General features: G+C 47.1%; 23 protein-coding genes and 9 tRNA genes. 22 read left to right on the top strand and 10 right to left on the bottom strand.

Translation table 11 applies throughout. The annotated features are described in order from the left end of the window. Positions 1-4: 4 nt before the first annotated feature. Positions 5-484: a hypothetical protein gene (locus BUB67_RS07015; RefSeq protein ID WP_073237872.1), complete on the bottom strand. Its 480-nt coding sequence runs from the start codon at positions 482-484 to the stop codon at positions 5-7. Positions 485-692: 208 nt separating this feature from the next. Between BUB67_RS07015 and BUB67_RS07010 the strand changes: the two genes are divergently transcribed. The 6 genes from BUB67_RS07010 (at position 693) to BUB67_RS06985 (ending at position 3,240) form a co-directional block, all read left to right on the top strand. After that, positions 693-1,154, top strand: coding sequence for a pyruvoyl-dependent arginine decarboxylase (locus BUB67_RS07010; protein WP_073237869.1), 462 nt, complete (start codon positions 693-695; stop codon positions 1,152-1,154). A gap of 19 nt (positions 1,155-1,173) precedes the next feature. Beyond that, entirely contained in the window at positions 1,174-2,007 is an 834-nt protein-coding gene (gene speE / locus BUB67_RS07005) for a polyamine aminopropyltransferase (RefSeq protein ID WP_073237866.1), read from the top strand. Between the two features lie 13 nt (positions 2,008-2,020). Next, the gene (gene speB, locus BUB67_RS07000) at positions 2,021-2,890 is read left to right on the top strand and encodes an agmatinase (protein ID WP_073237863.1); all 870 of its coding nucleotides are present in this window, start codon (positions 2,021-2,023) and stop codon (positions 2,888-2,890) included. Between the two features lie 100 nt (positions 2,891-2,990). Beyond that, positions 2,991-3,067, top strand: a tRNA-Asp gene (locus tag BUB67_RS06995). A 7-nt stretch (positions 3,068-3,074) separates the two neighbouring features. Next, positions 3,075-3,150: transfer RNA gene (locus BUB67_RS06990), tRNA-Phe, on the top strand. A gap of 18 nt (positions 3,151-3,168) precedes the next feature. Further along, positions 3,169-3,240: transfer RNA gene (locus tag BUB67_RS06985), tRNA-Gly, on the top strand. A gap of 144 nt (positions 3,241-3,384) precedes the next feature. Here the strand turns inward: BUB67_RS06985 and BUB67_RS06980 are convergent. Next, a complete protein-coding gene (locus tag BUB67_RS06980; RefSeq protein WP_073237859.1) occupies positions 3,385-4,059 on the bottom strand; it encodes a 4Fe-4S binding protein in 675 nt (224 codons plus the stop codon). A 200-nt stretch (positions 4,060-4,259) separates the two neighbouring features. Here BUB67_RS06980 and dut point away from each other — a divergent pair, with 200 nt between their 5' ends. From dut to BUB67_RS06960, 4 genes are all read left to right on the top strand, one after another. Further along, the gene (gene dut / locus BUB67_RS06975) at positions 4,260-4,829 is read left to right on the top strand and encodes a dUTP diphosphatase (protein WP_073237856.1); all 570 of its coding nucleotides are present in this window, start codon (positions 4,260-4,262) and stop codon (positions 4,827-4,829) included. 72 nt (positions 4,830-4,901) lie between these two features. After that, positions 4,902-4,977: transfer RNA gene (locus BUB67_RS06970), tRNA-Phe, on the top strand. 5 nt (positions 4,978-4,982) lie between these two features. After that, positions 4,983-5,057 (top strand) — tRNA-Gly (locus BUB67_RS06965). Positions 5,058-5,067: 10 nt separating this feature from the next. Continuing rightward, a tRNA-Cys gene (locus BUB67_RS06960) sits at positions 5,068-5,142 on the top strand. Positions 5,143-5,246: 104 nt separating this feature from the next. Here the strand turns inward: BUB67_RS06960 and BUB67_RS06955 are convergent. Continuing rightward, the gene (locus BUB67_RS06955) at positions 5,247-5,870 is read right to left on the bottom strand and encodes a hypothetical protein (protein WP_073237853.1); all 624 of its coding nucleotides are present in this window, start codon (positions 5,868-5,870) and stop codon (positions 5,247-5,249) included. A 368-nt stretch (positions 5,871-6,238) separates the two neighbouring features. On the opposite strand from BUB67_RS06955, the gene BUB67_RS06950 reads away from it, so the two are divergent. The 3 genes from BUB67_RS06950 (at position 6,239) to BUB67_RS06940 (ending at position 6,573) form a co-directional block, all read left to right on the top strand. Continuing rightward, a tRNA-Gly gene (locus tag BUB67_RS06950) sits at positions 6,239-6,313 on the top strand. A gap of 9 nt (positions 6,314-6,322) precedes the next feature. Further along, positions 6,323-6,399: transfer RNA gene (locus tag BUB67_RS06945), tRNA-Asp, on the top strand. An 85-nt stretch (positions 6,400-6,484) separates the two neighbouring features. Beyond that, positions 6,485-6,573, top strand: a tRNA-Leu gene (locus tag BUB67_RS06940). Positions 6,574-6,836: 263 nt separating this feature from the next. Here the strand turns inward: BUB67_RS06940 and BUB67_RS17180 are convergent. Beyond that, entirely contained in the window at positions 6,837-6,965 is a 129-nt protein-coding gene (locus BUB67_RS17180) for a hypothetical protein (protein ID WP_274377230.1), read from the bottom strand. A 142-nt stretch (positions 6,966-7,107) separates the two neighbouring features. After that, positions 7,108-7,575: a tyrosine-type recombinase/integrase gene (locus tag BUB67_RS06935; protein ID WP_073237850.1), complete on the bottom strand. Its 468-nt coding sequence runs from the start codon at positions 7,573-7,575 to the stop codon at positions 7,108-7,110. A gap of 640 nt (positions 7,576-8,215) precedes the next feature. Here BUB67_RS06935 and BUB67_RS06930 point away from each other — a divergent pair. Both BUB67_RS06930 and BUB67_RS06925 read left to right on the top strand, forming a co-directional pair. Continuing rightward, positions 8,216-8,485: a UPF0175 family protein gene (locus BUB67_RS06930; RefSeq protein WP_073237847.1), complete on the top strand. Its 270-nt coding sequence runs from the start codon at positions 8,216-8,218 to the stop codon at positions 8,483-8,485. After that, positions 8,482-8,955: a PIN domain-containing protein gene (locus tag BUB67_RS06925; protein ID WP_073237844.1), complete on the top strand. Its 474-nt coding sequence runs from the start codon at positions 8,482-8,484 to the stop codon at positions 8,953-8,955. The genes BUB67_RS06930 and BUB67_RS06925 overlap by 4 nt, the downstream gene beginning before the upstream one ends. 97 nt (positions 8,956-9,052) lie before the next feature. Here the strand turns inward: BUB67_RS06925 and crcB (BUB67_RS06920) are convergent, their stop codons facing one another. Genes crcB (BUB67_RS06920) through BUB67_RS06910 form a run of 3 tightly spaced genes read right to left on the bottom strand, consistent with a single transcriptional unit; the run spans position 9,053 to position 10,264 of the window. Further along, complete coding sequence (gene crcB, locus BUB67_RS06920) at positions 9,053-9,415, bottom strand: fluoride efflux transporter CrcB (protein ID WP_073237841.1); 363 nt, start codon at positions 9,413-9,415, stop codon at positions 9,053-9,055. A gap of 14 nt (positions 9,416-9,429) precedes the next feature. Then, entirely contained in the window at positions 9,430-9,828 is a 399-nt protein-coding gene (gene crcB / locus BUB67_RS06915) for a fluoride efflux transporter CrcB (protein ID WP_073237839.1), read from the bottom strand. 10 nt (positions 9,829-9,838) lie between these two features. Then, on the bottom strand, positions 9,839-10,264 hold the full coding sequence (locus BUB67_RS06910; RefSeq protein ID WP_073237834.1) for a universal stress protein: 426 nt from the start codon (positions 10,262-10,264) through the stop codon (positions 9,839-9,841). A 354-nt stretch (positions 10,265-10,618) separates the two neighbouring features. Between BUB67_RS06910 and BUB67_RS06905 the strand changes: the two genes are divergently transcribed. Together BUB67_RS06905 and BUB67_RS06900 are read left to right on the top strand one after the other, a co-directional pair. Continuing rightward, entirely contained in the window at positions 10,619-11,341 is a 723-nt protein-coding gene (locus BUB67_RS06905) for a YwiC-like family protein (RefSeq protein WP_073237831.1), read from the top strand. Positions 11,342-11,854: 513 nt separating this feature from the next. Beyond that, entirely contained in the window at positions 11,855-12,553 is a 699-nt protein-coding gene (locus BUB67_RS06900) for a response regulator transcription factor (protein WP_073237828.1), read from the top strand. A 75-nt stretch (positions 12,554-12,628) separates the two neighbouring features. Here BUB67_RS06900 and BUB67_RS06895 read toward each other — a convergent pair whose 3' ends face one another. Both BUB67_RS06895 and BUB67_RS06890 read right to left on the bottom strand, forming a co-directional pair. Next, positions 12,629-13,009 (bottom strand): YlbF/YmcA family competence regulator, encoded by a 381-nt coding sequence (locus tag BUB67_RS06895; RefSeq protein WP_073237825.1) that lies wholly within the window; start codon positions 13,007-13,009, stop codon positions 12,629-12,631. A gap of 120 nt (positions 13,010-13,129) precedes the next feature. Then, positions 13,130-13,867 (bottom strand): YkgJ family cysteine cluster protein, encoded by a 738-nt coding sequence (locus BUB67_RS06890; RefSeq protein ID WP_073237822.1) that lies wholly within the window; start codon positions 13,865-13,867, stop codon positions 13,130-13,132. 609 nt (positions 13,868-14,476) lie between these two features. Here BUB67_RS06890 and BUB67_RS06885 point away from each other — a divergent pair. The 5 genes from BUB67_RS06885 (at position 14,477) to aprA (ending at position 20,343) form a co-directional block, all read left to right on the top strand. Beyond that, positions 14,477-15,079, top strand: coding sequence for a 4Fe-4S dicluster domain-containing protein (locus BUB67_RS06885; protein WP_073237819.1), 603 nt, complete (start codon positions 14,477-14,479; stop codon positions 15,077-15,079). Between the two features lies 1 nt (position 15,080). Then, the gene (locus BUB67_RS06880) at positions 15,081-15,953 is read left to right on the top strand and encodes a CoB--CoM heterodisulfide reductase iron-sulfur subunit B family protein (protein ID WP_073237816.1); all 873 of its coding nucleotides are present in this window, start codon (positions 15,081-15,083) and stop codon (positions 15,951-15,953) included. 430 nt (positions 15,954-16,383) lie between these two features. Next, complete coding sequence (sat, locus tag BUB67_RS06875) at positions 16,384-17,553, top strand: sulfate adenylyltransferase (protein WP_073237813.1); 1,170 nt, start codon at positions 16,384-16,386, stop codon at positions 17,551-17,553. Positions 17,554-17,990: 437 nt separating this feature from the next. Further along, on the top strand, positions 17,991-18,434 hold the full coding sequence (gene aprB, locus BUB67_RS06870; RefSeq protein WP_073237810.1) for an adenylyl-sulfate reductase subunit beta: 444 nt from the start codon (positions 17,991-17,993) through the stop codon (positions 18,432-18,434). 34 nt (positions 18,435-18,468) lie between these two features. Next, on the top strand, positions 18,469-20,343 hold the full coding sequence (gene aprA, locus BUB67_RS06865) for an adenylyl-sulfate reductase subunit alpha (protein ID WP_073237806.1): 1,875 nt from the start codon (positions 18,469-18,471) through the stop codon (positions 20,341-20,343). Positions 20,344-20,439: the final 96 nt, after the last annotated feature.

Raw genomic sequence — 20,439 nt, 5'->3', positions numbered from 1 at the left:
GGGGTCAGTGAATTTCCACGTTTTCCCCGCCGGCCTGCCGTAAGGCCCGGGCGGCTTGTTCAGCCCTGCCGTCATCCGCCTTTACCGACACTAACATTTTGCCGCGGCGAATGCGTTCTTCAAATTCCCGACCTTTTTCGGCAGGAATACCATAATCGGCCAATCCCCCGACAATACCGCCCGTTGCGGCGCCGGATAACATGGCAGCGATAGGACCTGCGGCGATCAGGGGACCAAAACCGGGAATGGTCAGAGCCCCGGCGCCCAGAACCAGACCGGCCAGACCACCAATGGCAGCGCCCCCGGCGGCGCCGTCAGTTATGCCATCCCCACCGGTGAAATTGGTGATCATGGGGTCTTCGGGCCTTTTTTCTTCGCCCCTGGCCACCGCAGAAATTTCCCGATCAAATCCCTGGCGGCGCAATTCGCTTATGGCTTTTTCTGCCTGTTCACGGGAGGAGAAAAAACCGGTAATTGTTTTCAATGTACCTGCCTCCTTTTAATTAGATTGGCCGTGCAAATTTAGATTGCCCATCCACAAAAGACTCATGCCTGTCAAAAAAACTTGGCTTTGCAATAATTTTTTTGATATGGAAAAAAACAGTTTATTTTTAAACAGAGTTTGCGTATAATATGTTTTGTGTTTAGAGAAAATGATCGAAAGAACAACAAAAATGGAAGGAGAACTGCGAATGCTACCGACCCCCAAGAAATATTTCGTTACTGCCGCGTCTTCTGAGGGCAGAAGCAAGTTAACGGCATTTGACAACGCTTTACTGAAGGCTCGTATAGGAAACGTCAACCTTTTAAGGGTGTCCAGCATTCTGCCTCCAGGCTGCCAACATGACCCCGACCTGGTACTGCCTCCCGGTTCCCTGGTTCCTACCGCATACGGTTATATCGTTAGTGACGTACCCGGGGAAGTGATTTCTGCCTGTGTAGGTGTGGGCATCAACTCCAGCGACACCTTTGGCGTTATTATGGAGTTTTCCGGCAAGTGCAGCAAAGAAGAAGCTGAACAAGCCATTACCAACATGGTCAAGGAAGCTTTTGAAACCCGTGGGATGGAACTAAAGGAAATAAAAATTGCTTCCACAGAACATAAGGTGGAAAAGATTGGCTGCGCCCTGGCCGCAGTTCCCCTTTGGTATTAGAATAAGGAGGTTTTGGTTCATGGAATTATGGTACACAGAAAGAGGGATTGTTCCCGGTCTTGCTTTAAGTGTGGAGGTTAGCAAGGTTCTGCACGAAGAGCAAACTGAATTCCAACACCTGGCCATCGTAGACACCCCGCTGTATGGCCGTATGTTGTGGTTGGACAACATTATTATGACCAACATCAAAGATGAGTTTGTTTATCATGAAATGATCAGCCACGTGGCTTTAAATACCCACCCCAACCCGAAAAAAGTACTGGTCATCGGTGGTGGCGACGGTGGCGCCATTCGAGAGATCATTAAGCACCCCGGTGTGGAAAAGGCCGTGCTGGTGGAGATCGACCGCCGGGTGGTGGAAACCAGTAAAGAGTACCTGCCGGAAATTGCCGGCGCCCTGGACGATCCCAAGGTGGAAGTGCATTATGAAGACGGCATTAAATTTGTCAAAGAACACAAGAACGAATTTGACATTATCATTGTAGATTCCACCGACCCCATCGGCCCCGCCGTAGGCTTGTTTGAGGGGGACTTCTACAGGAACTGCTATGAGGCCCTCAAGGAAGACGGTATCTTTGTGGCCCAAACCGAATCTCCTTATTACAATGAAGAATTAATTCCCAAGGTACAAAAGGATATTCGTTCTCTCTATCCCATTACCAAGCTCTACCTGGCCTTTATCCCCACCTATCCGGGCGGCTGCTGGAGCTTTACCATGGGGTCCAAAAAGTACGATCCGGAGGCTGTGGATTTGAGCACCCGGCCAAGCTATCCCACCCGCTACTATAACCACGGCATCCACAAGGCTGCCTTTGTGCTGCCCAATTTTGTGTGTGAATTAATCAATAAGTAATCGGAGGTTAACCATGTTTGACCTTCTGGATAATTGCAGCGGTTTCATGGGCGCTTCCCGGGATTACCACAATGCCCGGGTGGTCTTGGTGGGAGCGCCGATGGATTTTACTGTCAGCTTTCGCCCGGGGACCCGCCAGGGTCCCCAGGCCATCCGGCAGGTTTCCATCGGTCTGGAGGAATACAGCGTCATGCTGGACCGGGACCTGGCCGGTTATACTTACTTTGATGCCGGCGATGTTTCCCTCCCCTTCGGTCATGTAACGGAGAGTTTGCGCCGTATCGGCCAAGTGGTGGGTCGCATCCTAAGGGATGACAAATTTCCCCTGGTACTGGGCGGGGAGCATTTAGTCAGCTTACCGGTCATGGAACAGGTGGCGGCCAAATACCCCGGGCTGAAAATCCTCCATTTTGATGCCCATGCGGACTTGCGGGAAGACTATATGGGCCAGCCCCTTTCCCATGCCTCGGTTATGCGGCGGGCGGTGGATCTGGTGGGAGGTAAAAATATTTATCAATTTGGCATCCGCTCCGGTACCAGCGACGAGTTTGCCTACGCCAGACAAAACACCCATATGTTTGTGGGAAAGGTGCTGGAACCTTTAAAAAAGGTACTGCCTGAACTGGCAGGACACCCGGTGCATATTACCCTAGATATTGATGTGGTGGACCCGGCTTTTGCCCCGGGCACCGGCACTCCCGAGCCGGGCGGCTGTTCCGCGGCTGAAATACTGGAAGCCATTTATACTTTGAAAGATCTCAATGTTGTCGGGTTTGACCTGGTGGAGATCAGCCCCGCTTACGACCATTCGGAACGAACTGCCATTTTGGGCGCCAAACTGGTTAGGGAAGCCATTCTGGCCTTTGGTAAACCGTCCAAGTAAAGATAGGGTTAAAATTTCCTAAATAACCGTAAAAAATCTATTTGACTTCTGAAGTTAGTTTTTGTATACTTATCAATGTCAGCGGCAAACGCTGCTGTTTGGAGCTGTGGTGTAGAGGCCTAACATGCCTGCCTGTCACGCAGGAGATCGCGGGTTCGACTCCCGTCAGCTCCGCCACATATTTGCCTCGATAGCTCAGTTGGTAGAGCAGCGGACTGAAAATCCGCGTGTCGCTGGTTCGATTCCGGCTCGAGGCACCATATCCTTTAATATTAAGTGCGGAAGTGGCTCAGTGGTAGAGCATCGCCTTGCCAAGGCGAGGGTCGCGGGTTCGAATCCCGTCTTCCTCTTTTTCTCGGAGGACTGCAAATCCTTTATTCCCCAGTTCGAATCTGGGTGCCGCCTCCAGTAACAAAAACCTCCCGGACTAAGTGTCCGGGAGGTTTTTGCTTTGAAAGACCCCTGGCTCATTTCAGTTCGCCAGGGGTCCTACATTAAGCTGCTTTTTGGGCCGTTACCGTCTTTGCAAAGCTTAAGGCCGTGCGTGGGCAAGCTGAAGTGCAACTGCCGCATTTTATGCAATCCGGATCAGTGAATTCTCCCGTTTCCTTGTCCCGGTGAGGTGTGAGTCCCATGGGACAGGCCTTGGAACAAAGACCGCACCCTGTGCACTTTTCGTGAATATAAAGAGGAAGTTTTCCTTTACCAAACCAGCTGGCCAGTGTACCCATGGGGCAAATATGACACCAGCCTCTGGGATGAACTTTAACTGCCAACACAATTCCTATCAGGGTGGTAATAGTGAGCAGGCGTACAAAAGCCATACCCATCCCGTAAAGATCACCCCAGGACAAGTACAACTGTGTTCCCAGGACTATAAAAATAAGACCCAGCATAAAGGCTCTCAGCTTCTTAGAGCGCAGCCACGACGGAACGGGTTTGTTTTGCCGGGAATTCTGGAAAAGAAGATCGAAAAAGGCGCCCCGAGGGCACATCCAGTCGCACCAGGATCGCCCGCTAAAGAATGACAACCCTACGGCTCCGATCATGCACAACAGCAGAAGAAAACCGGCCGGAGGGTAAATCCAACCGGCGATAATTACGGCCGGCAAGATAAACCAGGTTAATGCCTGTTTACGGTAACGGTTTAACAGTAACGAGTTTTTCATTTTAATAACCTCCTTCTGAATGATCGCGCTGACATATACTAATATAATTAATATTTATTACGCAGTCAATATATAAATGCGAAAAAATCATTGTATGTCAAAAAAATGACAAAAAATTTCAGCCTGCAGCAGGGAAAAAGTACATAGTGTGTCGAAGTGATATTAATCACAAATTCATTGCTTTTAGGGGTGTTAACAGGATGCTGGAGACCTGTAAGCGCTGTCGGTACGGCGTTGAAATCATTCGCGGCGATTATAAGTGTGAAAGGCAAGAAATAAAGATTCCCAGGGATGAAGCGCTGTATCCTTTTAGACGTTGTAGTTTGTTCGTGTTTAAAAACAGTTTAATCAAAGTTAAAAGGATTCACGAAAATGCAGAACTACCCAGGCGGGCCACCCCTGAAAGTGCCGGCTTTGATCTGCATACCATTGAAGACTTCTCCATCAATCCCGGGGAGCATAAATCTGTGCGAACAGGTTTGGCCTTTGAGATTCCGCCGGGATATGCCATGCTTATTTATCCTCGCAGCGGTATTGCCAAAAACCATGGTATAACCCTGAGCAATGCAGTGGGTGTGGTGGATTCTGATTACCGTGGGGAGGTTATGGTTCTGCTGCACAATGCAGGCGAGCATAAGGTATCCTTCCGGGCCGGGGATCGGATCGCCCAGGCCATCATTCACACTCTGCCGGACATTGAATTGGTTGAGTGCGAGGAATTAAGTGAAACCGAGAGAGGCAAGGGCGGATTTGGCAGTACCGGTTTATAATGTTATTAAAATTGAGAAAATACCTCTTGCCAGATACGAAAACATATGATAAAATTCATAATTGTCGGCAGTGCCTCGATAGCTCAGTTGGTAGAGCAGCGGACTGAAAATCCGCGTGTCGCTGGTTCGATTCCGGCTCGAGGCACCATTTAAGCGGAAGTGGCTCAGTGGTAGAGCATCGCCTTGCCAAGGCGAGGGTCGCGGGTTCGAATCCCGTCTTCCGCTCCATTTTATATCTGGCGGCATAGCCAAGTGGTAAGGCAGAGGACTGCAAATCCTCCATTCCCCAGTTCAAATCTGGGTGCCGCCTCCACCAAGATTAAGAACATATGAGTCACCTGCCATCCGGTAGGTGACTTTTTGTTTTGCCTGCTTAGTCTTTTTAAAAATAAATCCCGGTGCGGATGGCACCGAGATTTAACGTTTTTTTCTTTTGGCAGGTCGGGTTTTTTGGGTGGTAATTCTGGGTTGGTTGAAAATATCAGACAGGTATGTGGGCGCTGCTGCCACAACGGACTCACTGATTTCTTCTATGACCCTGGCAACAACCTTTTCCTGTTCGGAGTTTTCAACCATGTCGATGGTGGAATGTATAATAGGAAGGGATAATTTCTCCCTGGTTTTGTCGGCTTCCGAAACCATACCCGGCTCCGGGGTGGATTCCGCATTTACGGGTTCGGTGTCCGTATCGGTCTTGTTGATTGTAGAATAGCTGGCCAGGGTTAAAGCGGAGATCTGAGAATTTAGCGAATTTGCCTGTGCCAGGGTTTCTTCCAGGGCCAGAACCTCTTCGGGGGTACCATCTATTCCCAGTGCCTTAATGGCATCTTCTTGCATTAAGCGAACCCACTCGGCCACCACATCCAAACCTTCCTGCAGTTCTTTAAAGCTTTTGCGGACCTCATCCCCGATTTGTTTCTCCAGTTCTTCCTGGCGAATAGTGAGATTTAGGACCTCATTCCTTTGGGATTTGGTTAATGCTGATAAGGGTTTGTCCAGGCTGCTTATCCTATCTACAATCTGGCGATATTCCTTAAACACTGCAATACCTCCTACGCTGTTTTTCTTTTAATTCGCTAACAGGCCCGGAAACTCCTTCCAGAAACTAAATAATCAGTTAAAATTTTCCAAAATAATATATTGTTTTAAGTTAGGCTTTTATCATCGGTACGGCGGTGGTATACTCTATAGTAATAATTGCGGGGATGTGATAAAGTGGAATCCTTGTTATCCTTTTATAGCAGTCTGCCCAGAACGCATTTGCTTTTTATGTTTATTGCCGTTACAGTGGCATTGGCCGTCGTTATTATCGGATTTAACCGTAAATACGGTGATTAACAATCCATAACTTGGATATTGACTTGTCCTCTTCACCTGTGCTATATTTATATTCGTCGGCGCAAGACTCTGCGGAAGTGGCTCAGTGGTAGAGCATCGCCTTGCCAAGGCGAGGGTCGCGGGTTCGAATCCCGTCTTCCGCTCCACAATTTTACGGAGCTGTGGTGTAGAGGCCTAACATGCCTGCCTGTCACGCAGGAGATCGCGGGTTCGACTCCCGTCAGCTCCGCCATATTTTTATAGAATAATCTCAATCTCAGTGTATTGACAAAAGTATTTGAGATTGTTATACTAATTAAGCTAAAGCTAAATATCTTGCCCGGGTGGCGGAATAGGCAGACGCACAGGACTTAAAATCCTGCGGGTAGCGATACCCGTGCCGGTTCGACCCCGGCTCCGGGCACCAGTAAATCAAGCGTTTAAGCTGAAACACCCTCTGAAAAACAGAGGGTGTTTCGACTTCAATGTCGCCATTTTGTCGCCAAAATGTACAAAACATAGCCTAACTACGCCAACATAATCAGATAAAAAGCGGGCTTTTATTGTTACTGACACTGCATAGAGTCCGTAGACACTTTATATGATGTCCACAAGTTGACGGATATTCCTACCGAAATCCACGGAAGGGGATCATGGGTGAGATCAGCCACTGATCCCCTTTTTCTGAATTTAAATCGTCACCCTGTACGTATCTTGGGTTCGTAAATTGAATCGGGTATCTTGCATAACAACATACCATAACTCTAATCGACAGGCGATCCGAACTGCCCATTCTTTTTGCCGTTCAGCTTTTGCCATAAAAAAAATCCTCCTCACTTCGTGTTCTGAGGAAGATTATCCAACAAACCCAAACATAAAACCAGGTGGGTACAGTTTGACGCTTACGGCAATGCTGGCGTAAGCCAGGTGCCGTTTCATATATTACCCGACCTGTGCCCGATCATAATGCGGTAACTTGCAAGTGATGTGCCGTCTGTGAAAAACCCTCATTATCCGAGTATCCCGTGTGCCTGAGCGAATGCATGCCGCGCTTGGAACCGCTGGGCAGTTCGATGCCGGCAAGTCTTGTGTACTTGGTAATGATGTTATGCAAATTGGCGTGGGTGCCGAATGCCTCAAAAGGTGCATTATGCCGGACAAAAAGATGGGGTGAAGTGGTCTGGGGACGGCCATTTTTAAGGTAATCAATTATGGCCCACCCAATATCGTCCAGTAACGGATAGCTCGCCGCCTGTTTTGTTTTGTGCTGAACAATCTCAATTTTTCTTGCATCCCATTTTAAATTGGATAACTTGATATCTTTAAGATCCTGCACCCGCATGCCCAGTCGGGCCACGGTCAACAAGATCGCATAATCCCGTTTGCCCGTTGGATTTCCCCGGTCAACACAAGCAAGCACGCGTTTCACATCATCGCTCTTCCATGCAGAAGGGCAGGGGTTGACCTGTCAGCTGCGTTACCCTATTTATCGACCTACCTTGGACATACCGGACTGAAAAACACCCGGCATTATCTGCGCCTTACAGCAGATCTCTATCCCGAGATCGTAGCAACGGTTGAGGAAAAATTTGGGGTGCTGTTGCCTGAGGATGATCGCCTATGAAAAGTCGAATATCTCTAACCACCAGATTAATTAACTCCTGAACCCATGCACCGGTATCGTAGAGAGTGGTTTGACTTTAGTTTAATACCTACCGTTAGTAAAACCCGGATATTGGCTTTAACCCAGGGCCAATACATAGACGAGAAGCGCCATTTTGCTGTTACAGGAGTTGGTCTGTCGATCTTGTCTGCTAGCCGTTCTACATCTGCCGGTGAAAGGCTGCTTTGTTCCAGAGCTAAGATTAAGGTGTCACTCAATATGTGGAAACGGTTGACTTTTGCCTCTTTTCGGGTACAACAGTCATACGAACTTATACGTCATCACTCGGATATTTTTCTAAGCGAAAAATCCTCTATGGTCGATTTTTTCGTTAACCATTTTTTTACCCAACTTAACTAATCGGAAATGATATAATAAACTAAATACTGTCCGGGGAAGTGATAATGTGAAAGAGACCCGTTTAACATTAAAGGTGCCTGATACTCTGTTGAAGGCCGGATTCCGTCTCAAAGAACTGGAGGTCGATTCTATTCGACGATTGGCCCTGTCCTATTTTGTAGATGGTATTCTTTCCTTCGGTCAGGCAGCTAAAATGTGTGATATGACAGCATGGGAATTCTCTGATTTGTTGGCCCGTAAGAAGGTGTTTATCAATTACGAAATGGAAGACCTCGAAAAGGAGTTAGAACTGGGTAAGGAGTTGGGGTATCTTTGATTATCTGTAACTCCGGCCCGCTGATTACACTTAGTAAAATAGGTTACCTTCACCTGCTGCCTGCTATTTTTGGCCGGATATTCATACCCGAAGCAGTGTATAATGAAGTTGTTGAAAACGGTGCTGGTCTGCCCGGTGCTGAAGAAGTACGTAACGCTGATTTTATCCGGGTGTTAAAAGTCGAAAACCAGTTGGCGGTAAATATACTCCTTGGGCACCTGGACTTAGGAGAAACAGAAGTCATTGTTTTGGCCAAAGAAAAAAATGCTAAAGCAGTGCTACTAGACGACCGAAAGGCCAGAACTTACGCCAGAGGAGCCGATATCGAGGTTTTTGGGACAATGTTTGTACTTTACTCTGGTTTAAGAAGGGGATTAATTAAGGATTCTTACGAAGAATTGCTGACAAAATTACACCGGGCTGGTATGCGTATTGCGGATCATATTGTAGCACGGCTATATGAACAGTAACCTGCTGTTGCTCCTAACAAAACCCGCCGTTTTGTCCCTGTGGGGATGATCCGGCGGGTTTTACAATTGGCTTTGTATTGGCTAGGAAAAATTTCTTCTAGAATATCTTTGCCAGACGGTAGCCGGCCAGAGCAAGTGCAACGCCTAAAACAGTGCTTACAAGCAGGTAGGTGAGAGATACCCATACTTTCTCTTTGCGGATAAGCTCCACAGCTTCCAGTTCAAAGGTGGAGAAAGTAGTAAAGGAACCCATGAAACCGGTGCCCAATAGAAAGAACAATTCTGGTGCCAGGCGATGCCGGCCAAAGAGGATACCAAGCAAAAAGGACCCAAGGAGGTTAACTGTAAAGGTACCGAAGGGAAAGGGCGTTTTATGCTTGGATTGTACAAAATTGGCTATAACAAAGCGGCTGATCGCTCCCAGAAAACCACCGACAGCCACCAATATAATTAACTTCATAATCAATTACTCCTTTAACATTTACCCGCTTCTTCTTTCCGGTACAGCTGAGTTGCCAAATAAATACCAGCCCAGGATAATAGCAGGCCAAAAACCAGACTTATAAAGACATATCCTAATGCCAACAGCGGGTGTCCCTGCAGCATCAGTTTTAGGGTTTCCACCGAGAAGGTGGAAAAGGTGGTAAATGAACCGATTATCCCGGTATTGACCGCCAACAGATGTTCCCGGCGCAGCTGCCAGCGGAGCAAACTGCTGTAAGCAATAAAGCTGAGTAGAAAACTTCCTATTAAGTTAACGCTTAAAGTACCATAGGGGAAGGGGGTTACGGCAAGTCCGCCAATAAAAGTCCCCAGGGAATAGCGGCAGACTGCCCCAATGATCCCTCCAAAACCCACAAATAAATAATTCACGTTTATTCACCTACTTCACGATGACTACCGGGCATTTTGCTATTTGAACCACTTTGTGGCTTACACTTCCCAGGAACAATTCTTTTACCCGACTAAGCCCCCTGCTGCCAATGACAATCTCATCATACTCTCCTGATTCCGCCAGCTTCACAATCTCTTCGGCCGGATCACCCTGCAGAGTTATGTATTCCATTTGAATATTGTCCAGTCCGTGTAATGCTTCATTATATCTTTGGAAGATTGGGCCGGTGCGAAGCCGGCTAAGTCTGAGGTATTCTTCTTTACCGATGCCTAAGAAAGCTGCCATGTCCTCAGTAAAGGGAATTACCGTTAAAACCGTTAAATTAAGAGATAGACCTTTCTGCGCGAGTTTAACGATGTAGTGAACCGCTCGCAGAGCGTTAGCTGATCCGTCGGTGGGTAATAAAATTTTCATCTTCCATCCTCCCAATAATGTGTTTTTGTAAAGTGGAATGCCTGAATACATATATTATAATTCCAAATATATTCCAGTACCATAAATAACTGTTGCAGACGGGATAATGCAGAAATGCAAGCAAATCATGACCCCCGGGTAATCCCGGGGGTCATGATTTACCCGGCCAATGGTTGGCCGGGTGGTCAAAAACTATGACATTTTCGAATTTCTGCGAGTTAAACTCCGGGGAGAGTTTTGGGTGATTCGCAAGTGCAGTTGGTTTTATTAAGAATAATTTTTTCTTAACAATGTAACGCTCATCACATACGCAGGGAATCTATGCGAGTTAAAATGTGTTTTGAGGTGAGTCTTATGACAGTGATACTGCCGAAAGAACACGGTGTCTGGGCCATGCTCGTCGTGTCCTTTGTGTTGGGCGCTGCCAGCCAGGGGCTTAACTGGCTGCAAGTTCCGTTATTGCTGGGCTGGCTCTTATTATATTTAACCTCGTACCCTCTTATGATGATTTGCCGTAACTATCGGAATGCTGCTAAATACAGAAAATGGCTGATTATTTACGGGTTAATGGCTGCCGCCTTTCTTATTGTACCGATCACCCGTTACCCGGCGCTATTATGGCTGGGCGCAGCGCTTTTTATTATACTACTTGTAAATCTTTATTATGCTCGCATGAATCGGGAGAGAGAATTGTTGAATAACTTTACGGCCGTTGCCGGTTTGTCCCTGGGGGCGGTGGCCGGCGGTTACGTCGGAGCTGGTAGTTGGAGTAACGACTTGCTCTGGGTCTGGTTGTTCTGTGTGGTGTTTTTCATGGGAAGTGTATTTTTTGTAAAATCCATGATTCGGGAAAGGACCAACCCACATTTTCGCCGTTTGTCCTGGGGTTATCACGGAGCGGTTGTTTTCTTTACATTTATCATTACCGGAAGCTGGATGCTGACCCTCGCTTATTTACCTAGCCTCGTTAGAGCAATATATTGTACCGGCCGTGAAATGACTCCATTGCAAATTGGTAAACTGGAAATTGCCAACTCATTGTTTTTTGTTATTCTGGCGATTGGTTATTTTAACTAAAAGTGGCGGCCCATTAAAATGCTTTGGATCAGGCGGTAGACCGCCATATCTTTTCAGGGACGCCCAGGCTGTAAGCCCTTGGCGCCGCAAATGGGACAATAAATTCTGGGGGCGAAATAATGATAATAGATAGGGTAGATGGGGAGAAGTATTAAAAACCAAACCCAGGACCATTTTTTTACCGGCGTCACATTTCTTTTGCAGTTGGGACAGTATTTTTCCTCCATAACCTTCACCTTCCCGGTCAATCAACGCATTAGTATTATTTTCGGCTTATAGAATAATCATGCAGGTCTTATTCACCAGAAATCTCATCAAATAAAAAAGAAAAGCCCGCATATAGCGGGAAGGGAAAAGCGGTAACTTTATAGTATACTTTGGCGAGTATTATTTAAATGCGTCAAAGATCCTATCTAAATAGGACTATAGCATTAAAAAAATCCGGCCGGTCCGGAAGGATTTTGTAAACTTATTGTCAAAGTTACTGGTATCGACTTAAAACGGAGGGTGGTCATGAGCAACGGAACCATACTGATTGCGGATGATGACCGCAGAATTGTAAAAATTGTTTCTCACACTTTGGAACAAGAAGGTTATAAAATAATGGCTGCCCAGGATGGCGAAGAAGCCGTTCGATTAGCCACCACTATGAACCCTGACCTGGTGATTATGGACATTATGATGCCCAAGCTGGACGGCCTGGAAGCTTCACAGAAAATAAAAGCAAAGGTTGATGTACCGATTATCATCTTGTCCGCCAAAGACGATGTGGTGGATAAAATTGTAGGCTTTAAAATGGGGGTAGACGACTACCAGACTAAACCTTTCAGCCCGGCAGAACTGGCATTAAGGGTGAAAGCTGTTCTCAGACGCAGTAAAAGCGCTCCGGAAAAGAAAAATAAGGAAGTCCTGGAATATCCGCATGTCCGAATCGAGTATTCTACACGACTGGTTCGTATTTGGGGTAAGGAAGTTACGCTGACAGCCAAGGAGTTTGACATGCTCTGGCTGATGGCATCCCATCCCAATCAAATCTTTTCCCGGCTGCAGTTGCTAGAACAAATATGGGAAAGTCACTTTGAGGGGGACGAGGATACAGTAACCGTTCATATTCGCAGACTTAGGAGAAAGATAGAGAAGGATGCCGCCAACCCGGATCTGATTAAAACGGTTTGGGGCGTAGGGTACAAATTTGAGCCGCCCAAAGAATAAGAAAAGAATAAGAATAGTTAAGAAATGAAAGAGACTTCATAATCTAAAGTATGAAGTCTCTTCTGTTTGCCGTGGTTATTCTTCGGATTCTTCTTCATCATCCAAGGGGACCTGCTCTGCGCCGCGGATCCCTTCCCGAATTTTTGTGCTTACCAGAGTCATAATGGCCTGGAACTTTTCATGGGCTTCAAAGGAAGCTTTTACCACCGGGTTTTCAAGGGCCCTGGCCTCAGCTTCCTTCATGTTATTCTTATCTACATCGGATAATGGTATGCCTGCCAATTTTTTCTTTTGAATATCCATCTGTAGTTTTTGCAGGCCCTCTACCAACTGGCGTGCCTCTTCGTCGTGGAGAAGGTTGGCTTCTGCTTGTTTCATATTCTGATATTCTTCGGTTTCAGAAAGTATTTTGCCGAGTTGAACACACAAGTCCAGCGCTGCATCAATTTTCGCCAAAAGTTTTCACCTCCCATCCATATCTTCTCCGTAATACAACAAAATCCTTCCCTTTTTGGCGAATCTATTTATATTGGGGGAAAACACATAAGAGGTAAAGTTAACCGGAAGGACATGAGATTAAAACTGGAAGGAAGATGCTTTTTCCACAAAATGATTTAACAGTTCTTTGCTACCTTCATCAACAAATTGTTTCATCACCTTGATTTTACGAGACCGGGCGCCGGTTCCCAAAACAGCATTCATTAAATGAACAGGATAAGGTAAAAGAGTTCCCTCCTGGTCCACTAACTCCTGAGGGAAGAAGGTGTAATCTAAGGAACCGATTTGAGCGGCCAGCCCCGCCAGGGTGGATTTTTCCAGATAGGATCCCCTGTCGGAAACCACCTTGCCACACCAGGGAAGTTCATAGTTGATAATTTCCTCGGGAATGGTAAGATCATATTCATCTTTAAATTTCTGTGCTAATTTTTTAAGACCCCGGTCGCCGGTTTCAAAGTCCTTTTTGGATAACAGTCCATAGGAACGGCAGGAAAAGGGACGTACGTTATAAATGGAACAGTTGTTATCGTCATTAAGGAAAGGACATTTCTGGTTGACATCAACCAGTTCGAGATAGAAATATTCAGTCGACTTTTTGAGAATATCTAGCCAATCTTTTTTCATGTTGTCCCGGACATATCGATACATGTTTAAATACTCAATAAAGAAAGCCGGGGGGCTGCCCCATTTACAACATGTTGCACAGCCGTCACAGGAAGTACGAGGAAGATTTGCATATATTTGTTCAAGCTTGGCAAATAAGTTGTTTTGTTCAGCTTTACCAAGGGCAGAATAGAGTTCCACCTGCTGCAACATAGAGTTCTCATCTCCTTATACGTTATTTGCTCCGTTATCATGTACTAATTATAACAAATATCCAGTCAACTGGCGATGGATGAAGTCAAGAAAATCAAGAAAATATAGAGAATACTAAAGGAAGTTCGTGTATAAATTAGAACTATACAGCAGGACAAATAAAAAATTAATAATTTAAAACCATGATGCAGGATTCTGAATGAATACCTCGAATAAAGTTACAATAAGCACAAACCATTGTCATCCAGGCAATTCTTATGGCATAGTATTCTTTTACACAAGTCCTCCCGTAAATACGGTAATTTCCGCCCCAAAATACCTTAAACGTAATTATACTTGTCAACGAAAAGTAGTGATGATATAGTTAACTCATGAATGGATCTCAGCTGACTGGTTGATTGAACCGATTTTTCTTATGAATTAGACAAGTTTCCCAAGCGTTTATATATGATTTATGATGCCATGCACAAGGAGGTGTCGGCAGAGCATTGCGTTAGTTCGTGTGCGGATATTCACAAAGCCGAACGGGGCCACGTGAGTGCCGACTTTTAGTTTGGTTGACAGGACCAAACTGCCGGAAGAATGCCCGAAGGGAAGTGAGGAAAGTAAATGTCTGACGCTACGGCAAAGGAGAAGGCAACCATAAAGTACGATTCGGAATTTACAAAAAAGGTTTATGAGATGGAAAACGGCAAATGGGTAAAAATGTGCATGCAGTGCGGCATTTGCCCCACCACCTGCGCATTGAAAGAAAAGATGGATCTTTCACCCAGACGCATCATCCAGCTCATCCGGGCCGGTCGTAAGGATGAAGTGCTCAAGGCCAATACCATGTGGTTATGTACTTCATGCTACACCTGTGCCTGTCGTTGTCCCCGCGGGGTTCCAATGATGGATGTAATGCACGACCTCCGTCACTTGGCCGTGGAGAACGGAATCAATCACAACTCCCAAGCTATGGCAGAAGTTTATGCAAAGGACGTATCCAAACGTGGGCGCATTTGGGAAGGCGGACTGATGTTAAATTACGGCCTGAAAATCGGTCTGGGCAATTTCATGAAAATGGCTTTGGATATGCAGGATGTCGGTAAGGGATTGATGTTGCACCGTCGCCTGCCGCTGTTACCGCCCAAAGGAGTTAAAAACCCCGGCAAATTACGTGAGGTGCTGAACCGGGCCCAGGAAATCGCCAAGAAGGAGGGTGGTCACTAGTATGAAATACACACTATACCCTGGATGCGCCAGCGAAGGAACAGCCATTAGTTACCATCACTCCGCCCTTGAGGTGGCCAAGGTTTTGGGCCTTGAACTGAAGGAAATCGAAGACTGGAATTGCTGCGGCGCCACTGTAACGTCCAGCGTAATCGGTCAGTTTGCTGCGGATGTGCTGGCGGCCAGAAACCTTGCCCTAGCTGAAAAAATGGGTCAGGAAGACGTGGTTGCCACCTGCAGTTCATGCTATGCCATTTTAGGCAATGTCAATAAAAAGTTCTCCGATGAAAAATTTAAAGTCAATGCCAACGATGCATTAAGCAAAGACGGGCTCAGCTATGACGGCAAATTAAAAGTTCGTATGCTGTTGGATGTTATGGTTTCCGAGGTGGGCCTGGACACCATTGCTTCCAAGGTAGTCAAGCCTTTGAAGGGACTGAAAGTGGCCGGTTATGTTGGCTGCCAGACCGTTAGGGCACTGAGAGAATTCGACAACTGGGAAAATCCCACCTTTTTGGATGAAATTATTGCTGCCTTGGGTGCAGAACCTGTACCGTTCTCCCATAAGCTAAAATGCTGTACCGGCGCAATGGCCATAAGTTCCGCTGACATTACGGTTTCTGCCCTGTATCCCATTCTTAAAAGCGCCCATGAAGCCGGGGCGGACTTAATCGTGACCCCCTGTCCCCTGTGCCAGATGAACCTGGACGCTTTCCAAGTGAAGGTAAATAAAGGTTACGGAACCAATTATAATTTACCGGTATTATTCTTTACCCAGTTAATGGCCGTTGCCTACGGGTTGGACAGCAAGAAAGCCGGTCTGGATTACTGCATCGTTTCACCCAACAACGCCCTTAAGCAATTTGGCGTTTAGAGAATAAAAAGGCATTTCCTGTGGCAAATACTTTTTTGCACAAATTCATAATAAAATTATAAAAGGCAGCAGGAAAACAGAAATTCAGGGAGAATAAATAAAAATTAAGTATACAAAATCACAAATAGTAGTACCAACTGGCACCCACGCTCAGATAGAAAAGGTGGGGATGCCAAGCAGGCACCGGATGCTCCTCGTGAATATCATCACGTTATGATAACGGTATTCACGGCTACCGGGGGTAGCAGGGATTTTTATATCAATCGCAACCGGAACCTGGCAGAGAGGGATCAATTGGCCGGTTGACTGGTTGATGATCTGGTGTCGCGGGGTGTCGGCTCAGTGGTACATCCTCATAATCATAAGTGTTTGTATTCACAAAATTAGGACGCAGTCCAAATTTTAAAAACAACAAGGAGGCGTGTTGTCAATGGCATTAGTACCACCCCATGGCGGGAAACTGACCCCTGTACTGGCTCCCAAAGAACAGTGGGCCGAACTGAAAGCCAAAGCTGAATCCCTACCGGTTATCCGCATGAGCTCTCGTGAAACTTCCGACTGCTTGATGCTCGGTATGGGCGCATTCTCTCCTCTGACTGGCTTTATGACCAAAGCTGACTACGAAAGTGTTCTCGACAATATGCACCTGGCCAACGGTTTGGCCTGGCCCCTGCCTGTAACCCTGGCTGTTACCAAGGAACAAGCTGAAACTATCGCAATCGGTCAAGAACTGGCTCTGGTTGACGATGAATCCGGCGAATATGTTGGTATCATCACTGTTGCCGACAAGTATGAATACGACAAAGTTAAAGAGTGCAAAGCAGCATTCTTCACCGACGATGCTGAGCACCCCGGCGTTCAAAAAGTTATGGCTCAGGGTGATGTTTACATCGGCGGCGATATTGTAACCTTCTCCGAACTGGGCTATGATGAAAAGTATGCCGGCTACTATGCTCACCCGGCGGAAACCCGTGCTCTGTTTGAGTCCAAAGGTTGGAACACCGTTTGCGCATTCCAAACCCGTAACCCCTTGCACCGCTCTCACGAGTTCCTGTGCAAGATCGGCATGGAGATTTGTGATGGTCTGTTCCTGCACCCCATCGTTGGTAAGTTGAAAAAGGGTGACATTCCTGCTGAAGTGCGCTTCGAGTGCTACAAAGCTCACATGGAGCACTACTTCAACCCCAATCATGTTGAAATGCGCGTATATCCCATGGAAATGCGCTATGCCGGTCCTAAAGAAGCCATCCTGCACGCCATCTTCCGTCAAAACTTCGGTTGCAGCCACATTCTTGTTGGACGTGACCATGCCGGCGTAGGTAGCTACTATACTCCTTACCAGGCGCAAGAAATCTTTGACCAGTTCAAACCCGGCGAAATTCTCTGCCAGCCCATCAAAGTTACCGCTGCTTACTACTGCAAAAAGTGCATGGGTATGGCTACTGAGAAAACTTGCCCGCACGGCAAAGAAGACCGTATCTCCATCAGCGGCACCAAAGTTCGCGAAATGTTCAGCAGAGGCGAACTGCCCCCGCTCGAATTCGGTCGCAAAGAAGTTCTGGAAATCCTCACCAGGTACTATCAAAGTCTCGAAAAGTAATTGGTACTTGATGCCCCTGCCGGCCTGTGGAATGTTTTAAAATTGAATATTGTTTAATAACTAATTAACATTCTACAGCGTTCGACAAAATGATTCTGTCAAGCAGTTGACAAGATAAGACTTGGCATTACCGGTGGAATAAAAAATGTTGGTATAGTGCAGCCCCTGGCTGGCACTATACCAACGGCATATACACCTTGCTGCTGGTGATATGGTACCAGAAAAGAGGAGGTGGTAGGCCCCGGAGGCATTTGCCTGAAGTGCGTGAGTTTTCTGTCAATATACCCATTCGGTGTTTTCCGAACGAGATCATTTGAGAATCCGCTCACCGGCGGTAGGGAGACAAGTTCTGTTGCAAGAGACACTTAATAACTATGCTCAATGAATATGGATTAAAGACGAAAGTCTTTAAAAATTAGCAATAGGGAGGTAAAAAAATGCCTAGCTTTGTAATTGCTGAAAAGTGCGATGGTTGCAAAGGTCAGGACAAAACCGCTTGCATGTACATCTGCCCCAACGACTTGATGGTTCTGGACAAAGAAAAAATGAAAGCCTACAACCGTGATACTTCCCAGTGCTGGGAGTGCTACTGCTGCGTTAAGATTTGCCCTCAGCAGGCTATCGACGTTCGTGGTTATGCTGACTTCGTTCCCATGGGCGCCAGCTGCGTACCTCTCAGAAGCTCCGACAGCATTATGTGGACCGTTAAATTCCGTAACGGCCAACTGAAGCGCTTCAAGTTCCCCATCCGTACTACCGCTGAAGGTACTGCTCAACCCGATGGCGGCTACACTGTAGACCAAGAAGACCTGAACAGCCCGCTTCTGTTCACCGAGCCCTACTCCATCGGTACTGCTGAACTTCCTGGTCTGAAGAAGTAATTTATATAACTAACTATCGGAGGAGGTTAATATAATGCCGAACTTTGAAACTGTAGTTGTGAATACCGACATTCTGATCCTCGGTGGCGGTATGGCAGCTTGCGGCGCAGCCGTAGAAGCTTCCTACTGGGCCAAGAAAAACGGTTTAAAAGTTACTCTGGTTGACAAGGCTGCTATGGACCGTTCCGGCGCTGTTGCCATGGGTCTGTCCGCTATCAACCAGTATCTGGGTATTGCTAAAGGCGAAAACACCGTTGAAGATTATGTAAGATATGTTAAGAACGACTTAATGGGCATCGCTCGTGATGACCAGGTCGCTGACATTGCCCGTCACGTTGACTCTTCCGTTCACCTGTTCGAAAAATGGGGTCTGCCCATTTGGAAGAACGAAGACGGCAACTACGTTCGTGGTGGCCGCTGGCAGATCATGCTGAACGGTGAATCCTACAAGGTAATCGTTGCCGAAGCTGCTAAGAATGCTCTTGGCACCGACAACATCTACGAGCGCGTTTACATCTGTGAACCCATCATGGATGGCGACAGAATCGCCGGCGCTATTGGTTTCAGCACCCGTGAAGAAAAAGTATACGTATTCAAGGCTAAAGCCGTTATCGTTGCTATGGGCGGCGCCGTAGGCGTATTCAAGCCCCGTTCCACCGGTGAAGGTCTGGGCCGTTCCTGGTATCCTCCGTTCAGCTCCGGTTCCTCCGCTTACTTCACCATGAAGGCCGGCGCTGAAATGACCTGCCAGGAAGTTCGCTTCATCCCCGTACGCTTCAAGGATGCTTACGGTCCTGTAGGCGCTTGGTTCCTGCTCTTCAAATCCCGCGCTACCAACGCCCTAGGCGAAGAGTACATGGTAACCCGTAAAGACGAACTGGCTAACTGGGGTCCCTATGGCCAAGTTAAGCCCATCCCCGCTAACCTGCGTAACTACCTCGGTATGCTGGATGTAGCTGAAGGCAAAGGCCCCATCTACATGCAGACTGCTGAAGCTATCGCTAACTTAGCTAAGAAATACGAAGACGATCCCAAGGCCTTCAAGAAGAAAATGAAGGAACTGGAAAGCGAGGCTTGGGAAGACTTCCTCGATATGACCGTTTCTCAGGCTATCCTGTGGGCTGCTTGCAACATTGCGCCTGAAGAAAAAGCTTCCGAAATCGCTGCTGCTGAACCTTACTTCATCGGTTCTCACTCCGGCGCTTCCGGTGCTTGGGTATCCGGTCCTGCTGATATCGCTCCTCCGGAATACCAGTGGGGTTACACCAACATGACCACCGTTAAAGGTCTGTTTGCTGCCGGCGACGCTTCCGGTGCTTCTAGCCACAAGTTCTCCTCCGGTTCCCACGCCGAAGGTCGTATTGCCGGTAAATCCGCCGTTCGCTTTGTAGTAGAAAATAACCAGGAGCCCAACATCGACGATGCCACTATCGAAGCTCTGAAGGCTGAAATTCTGAAGCCTCTGGCAGTTTGGGAAGAATTCAGTGGTTTCACCACCGATCCTGAAACCAACCCCAACTACATTCTGCCCAGACAGTATATGTTCCGTCTGCAGAAGCTAATGGACGAGTATGCCGGCGGTGTTGTAGCTAACTTCACCACCAGCAAGGCTCTGCTGGAAAAAGGCCTTGAGTACCTGCTCATGCTGAAAGAAGACAGCGAAAAACTCGCTGCCCGCAACCTGCATGAATTAATGAGATGCTGGGAAAACAAACACAGAACTCTGCAAGCTGAATCCCACATCCGCACCGTACTGTTCCGTGAAGAAACCCGTTGGCCCGGCTACTACTTCCGTGCTGACGAGCCCAAACTGAAGGAAGATTGGGAAGTATTCTGCAACTGCAAGTACGATGCTAAGACCGGTGAGTGGGAAATGATCAAGCGTCCCATCATCCGTCTGGTTGACTAATCAGTCCTTCAGGTGAAACAAGAATAGCTGAATAGTTTAAAGGCCCGTGGCCAACTACGGCCACGGGCTCATCATTAATGAGTGAAACGGCCTGGG

Source organism: Desulforamulus putei DSM 12395, from assembly GCF_900129195.1.
Classification (GTDB): domain Bacteria; phylum Bacillota; class Desulfotomaculia; order Desulfotomaculales; family Desulfotomaculaceae; genus Desulfotomaculum; species Desulfotomaculum putei.
The sequence above is the reverse complement of the archived record's forward strand: the minus strand, read 5'-3'. Positions and strand labels throughout refer to the sequence as shown.

What these genes read in the sequence shown, in the direction of transcription:
- BUB67_RS06880 (WP_073237816.1), top strand. Translation starts at nt 15,081, where the DNA reads ATGAAATACACACTATACCCTGGATGCGCCAGCGAAGGAACAGCCATT.
- BUB67_RS06890 (WP_073237822.1), bottom strand. Translation starts at nt 13,867, where the DNA reads ATGTTGCAGCAGGTGGAACTCTATTCTGCCCTTGGTAAAGCTGAACAA.
- BUB67_RS07010 (WP_073237869.1), top strand. Translation starts at nt 693, where the DNA reads ATGCTACCGACCCCCAAGAAATATTTCGTTACTGCCGCGTCTTCTGAG.
- sat (WP_073237813.1), top strand. Translation starts at nt 16,384, where the DNA reads ATGGCATTAGTACCACCCCATGGCGGGAAACTGACCCCTGTACTGGCT.
- BUB67_RS06910 (WP_073237834.1), bottom strand. Translation starts at nt 10,264, where the DNA reads ATGAAAATTTTATTACCCACCGACGGATCAGCTAACGCTCTGCGAGCG.
- BUB67_RS06980 (WP_073237859.1), bottom strand. Translation starts at nt 4,059, where the DNA reads ATGAAAAACTCGTTACTGTTAAACCGTTACCGTAAACAGGCATTAACC.
- BUB67_RS17180 (WP_274377230.1), bottom strand. Translation starts at nt 6,965, where the DNA reads ATGGCAAAAGCTGAACGGCAAAAAGAATGGGCAGTTCGGATCGCCTGT.
- aprA (WP_073237806.1), top strand. Translation starts at nt 18,469, where the DNA reads ATGCCGAACTTTGAAACTGTAGTTGTGAATACCGACATTCTGATCCTC.
- aprB (WP_073237810.1), top strand. Translation starts at nt 17,991, where the DNA reads ATGCCTAGCTTTGTAATTGCTGAAAAGTGCGATGGTTGCAAAGGTCAG.
- BUB67_RS06900 (WP_073237828.1), top strand. Translation starts at nt 11,855, where the DNA reads ATGAGCAACGGAACCATACTGATTGCGGATGATGACCGCAGAATTGTA.
- speB (WP_073237863.1), top strand. Translation starts at nt 2,021, where the DNA reads ATGTTTGACCTTCTGGATAATTGCAGCGGTTTCATGGGCGCTTCCCGG.
- dut (WP_073237856.1), top strand. Translation starts at nt 4,260, where the DNA reads ATGCTGGAGACCTGTAAGCGCTGTCGGTACGGCGTTGAAATCATTCGC.
- crcB (WP_073237841.1), bottom strand. Translation starts at nt 9,415, where the DNA reads ATGAAGTTAATTATATTGGTGGCTGTCGGTGGTTTTCTGGGAGCGATC.
- speE (WP_073237866.1), top strand. Translation starts at nt 1,174, where the DNA reads ATGGAATTATGGTACACAGAAAGAGGGATTGTTCCCGGTCTTGCTTTA.
- BUB67_RS06885 (WP_073237819.1), top strand. Translation starts at nt 14,477, where the DNA reads ATGTCTGACGCTACGGCAAAGGAGAAGGCAACCATAAAGTACGATTCG.
- BUB67_RS06905 (WP_073237831.1), top strand. Translation starts at nt 10,619, where the DNA reads ATGACAGTGATACTGCCGAAAGAACACGGTGTCTGGGCCATGCTCGTC.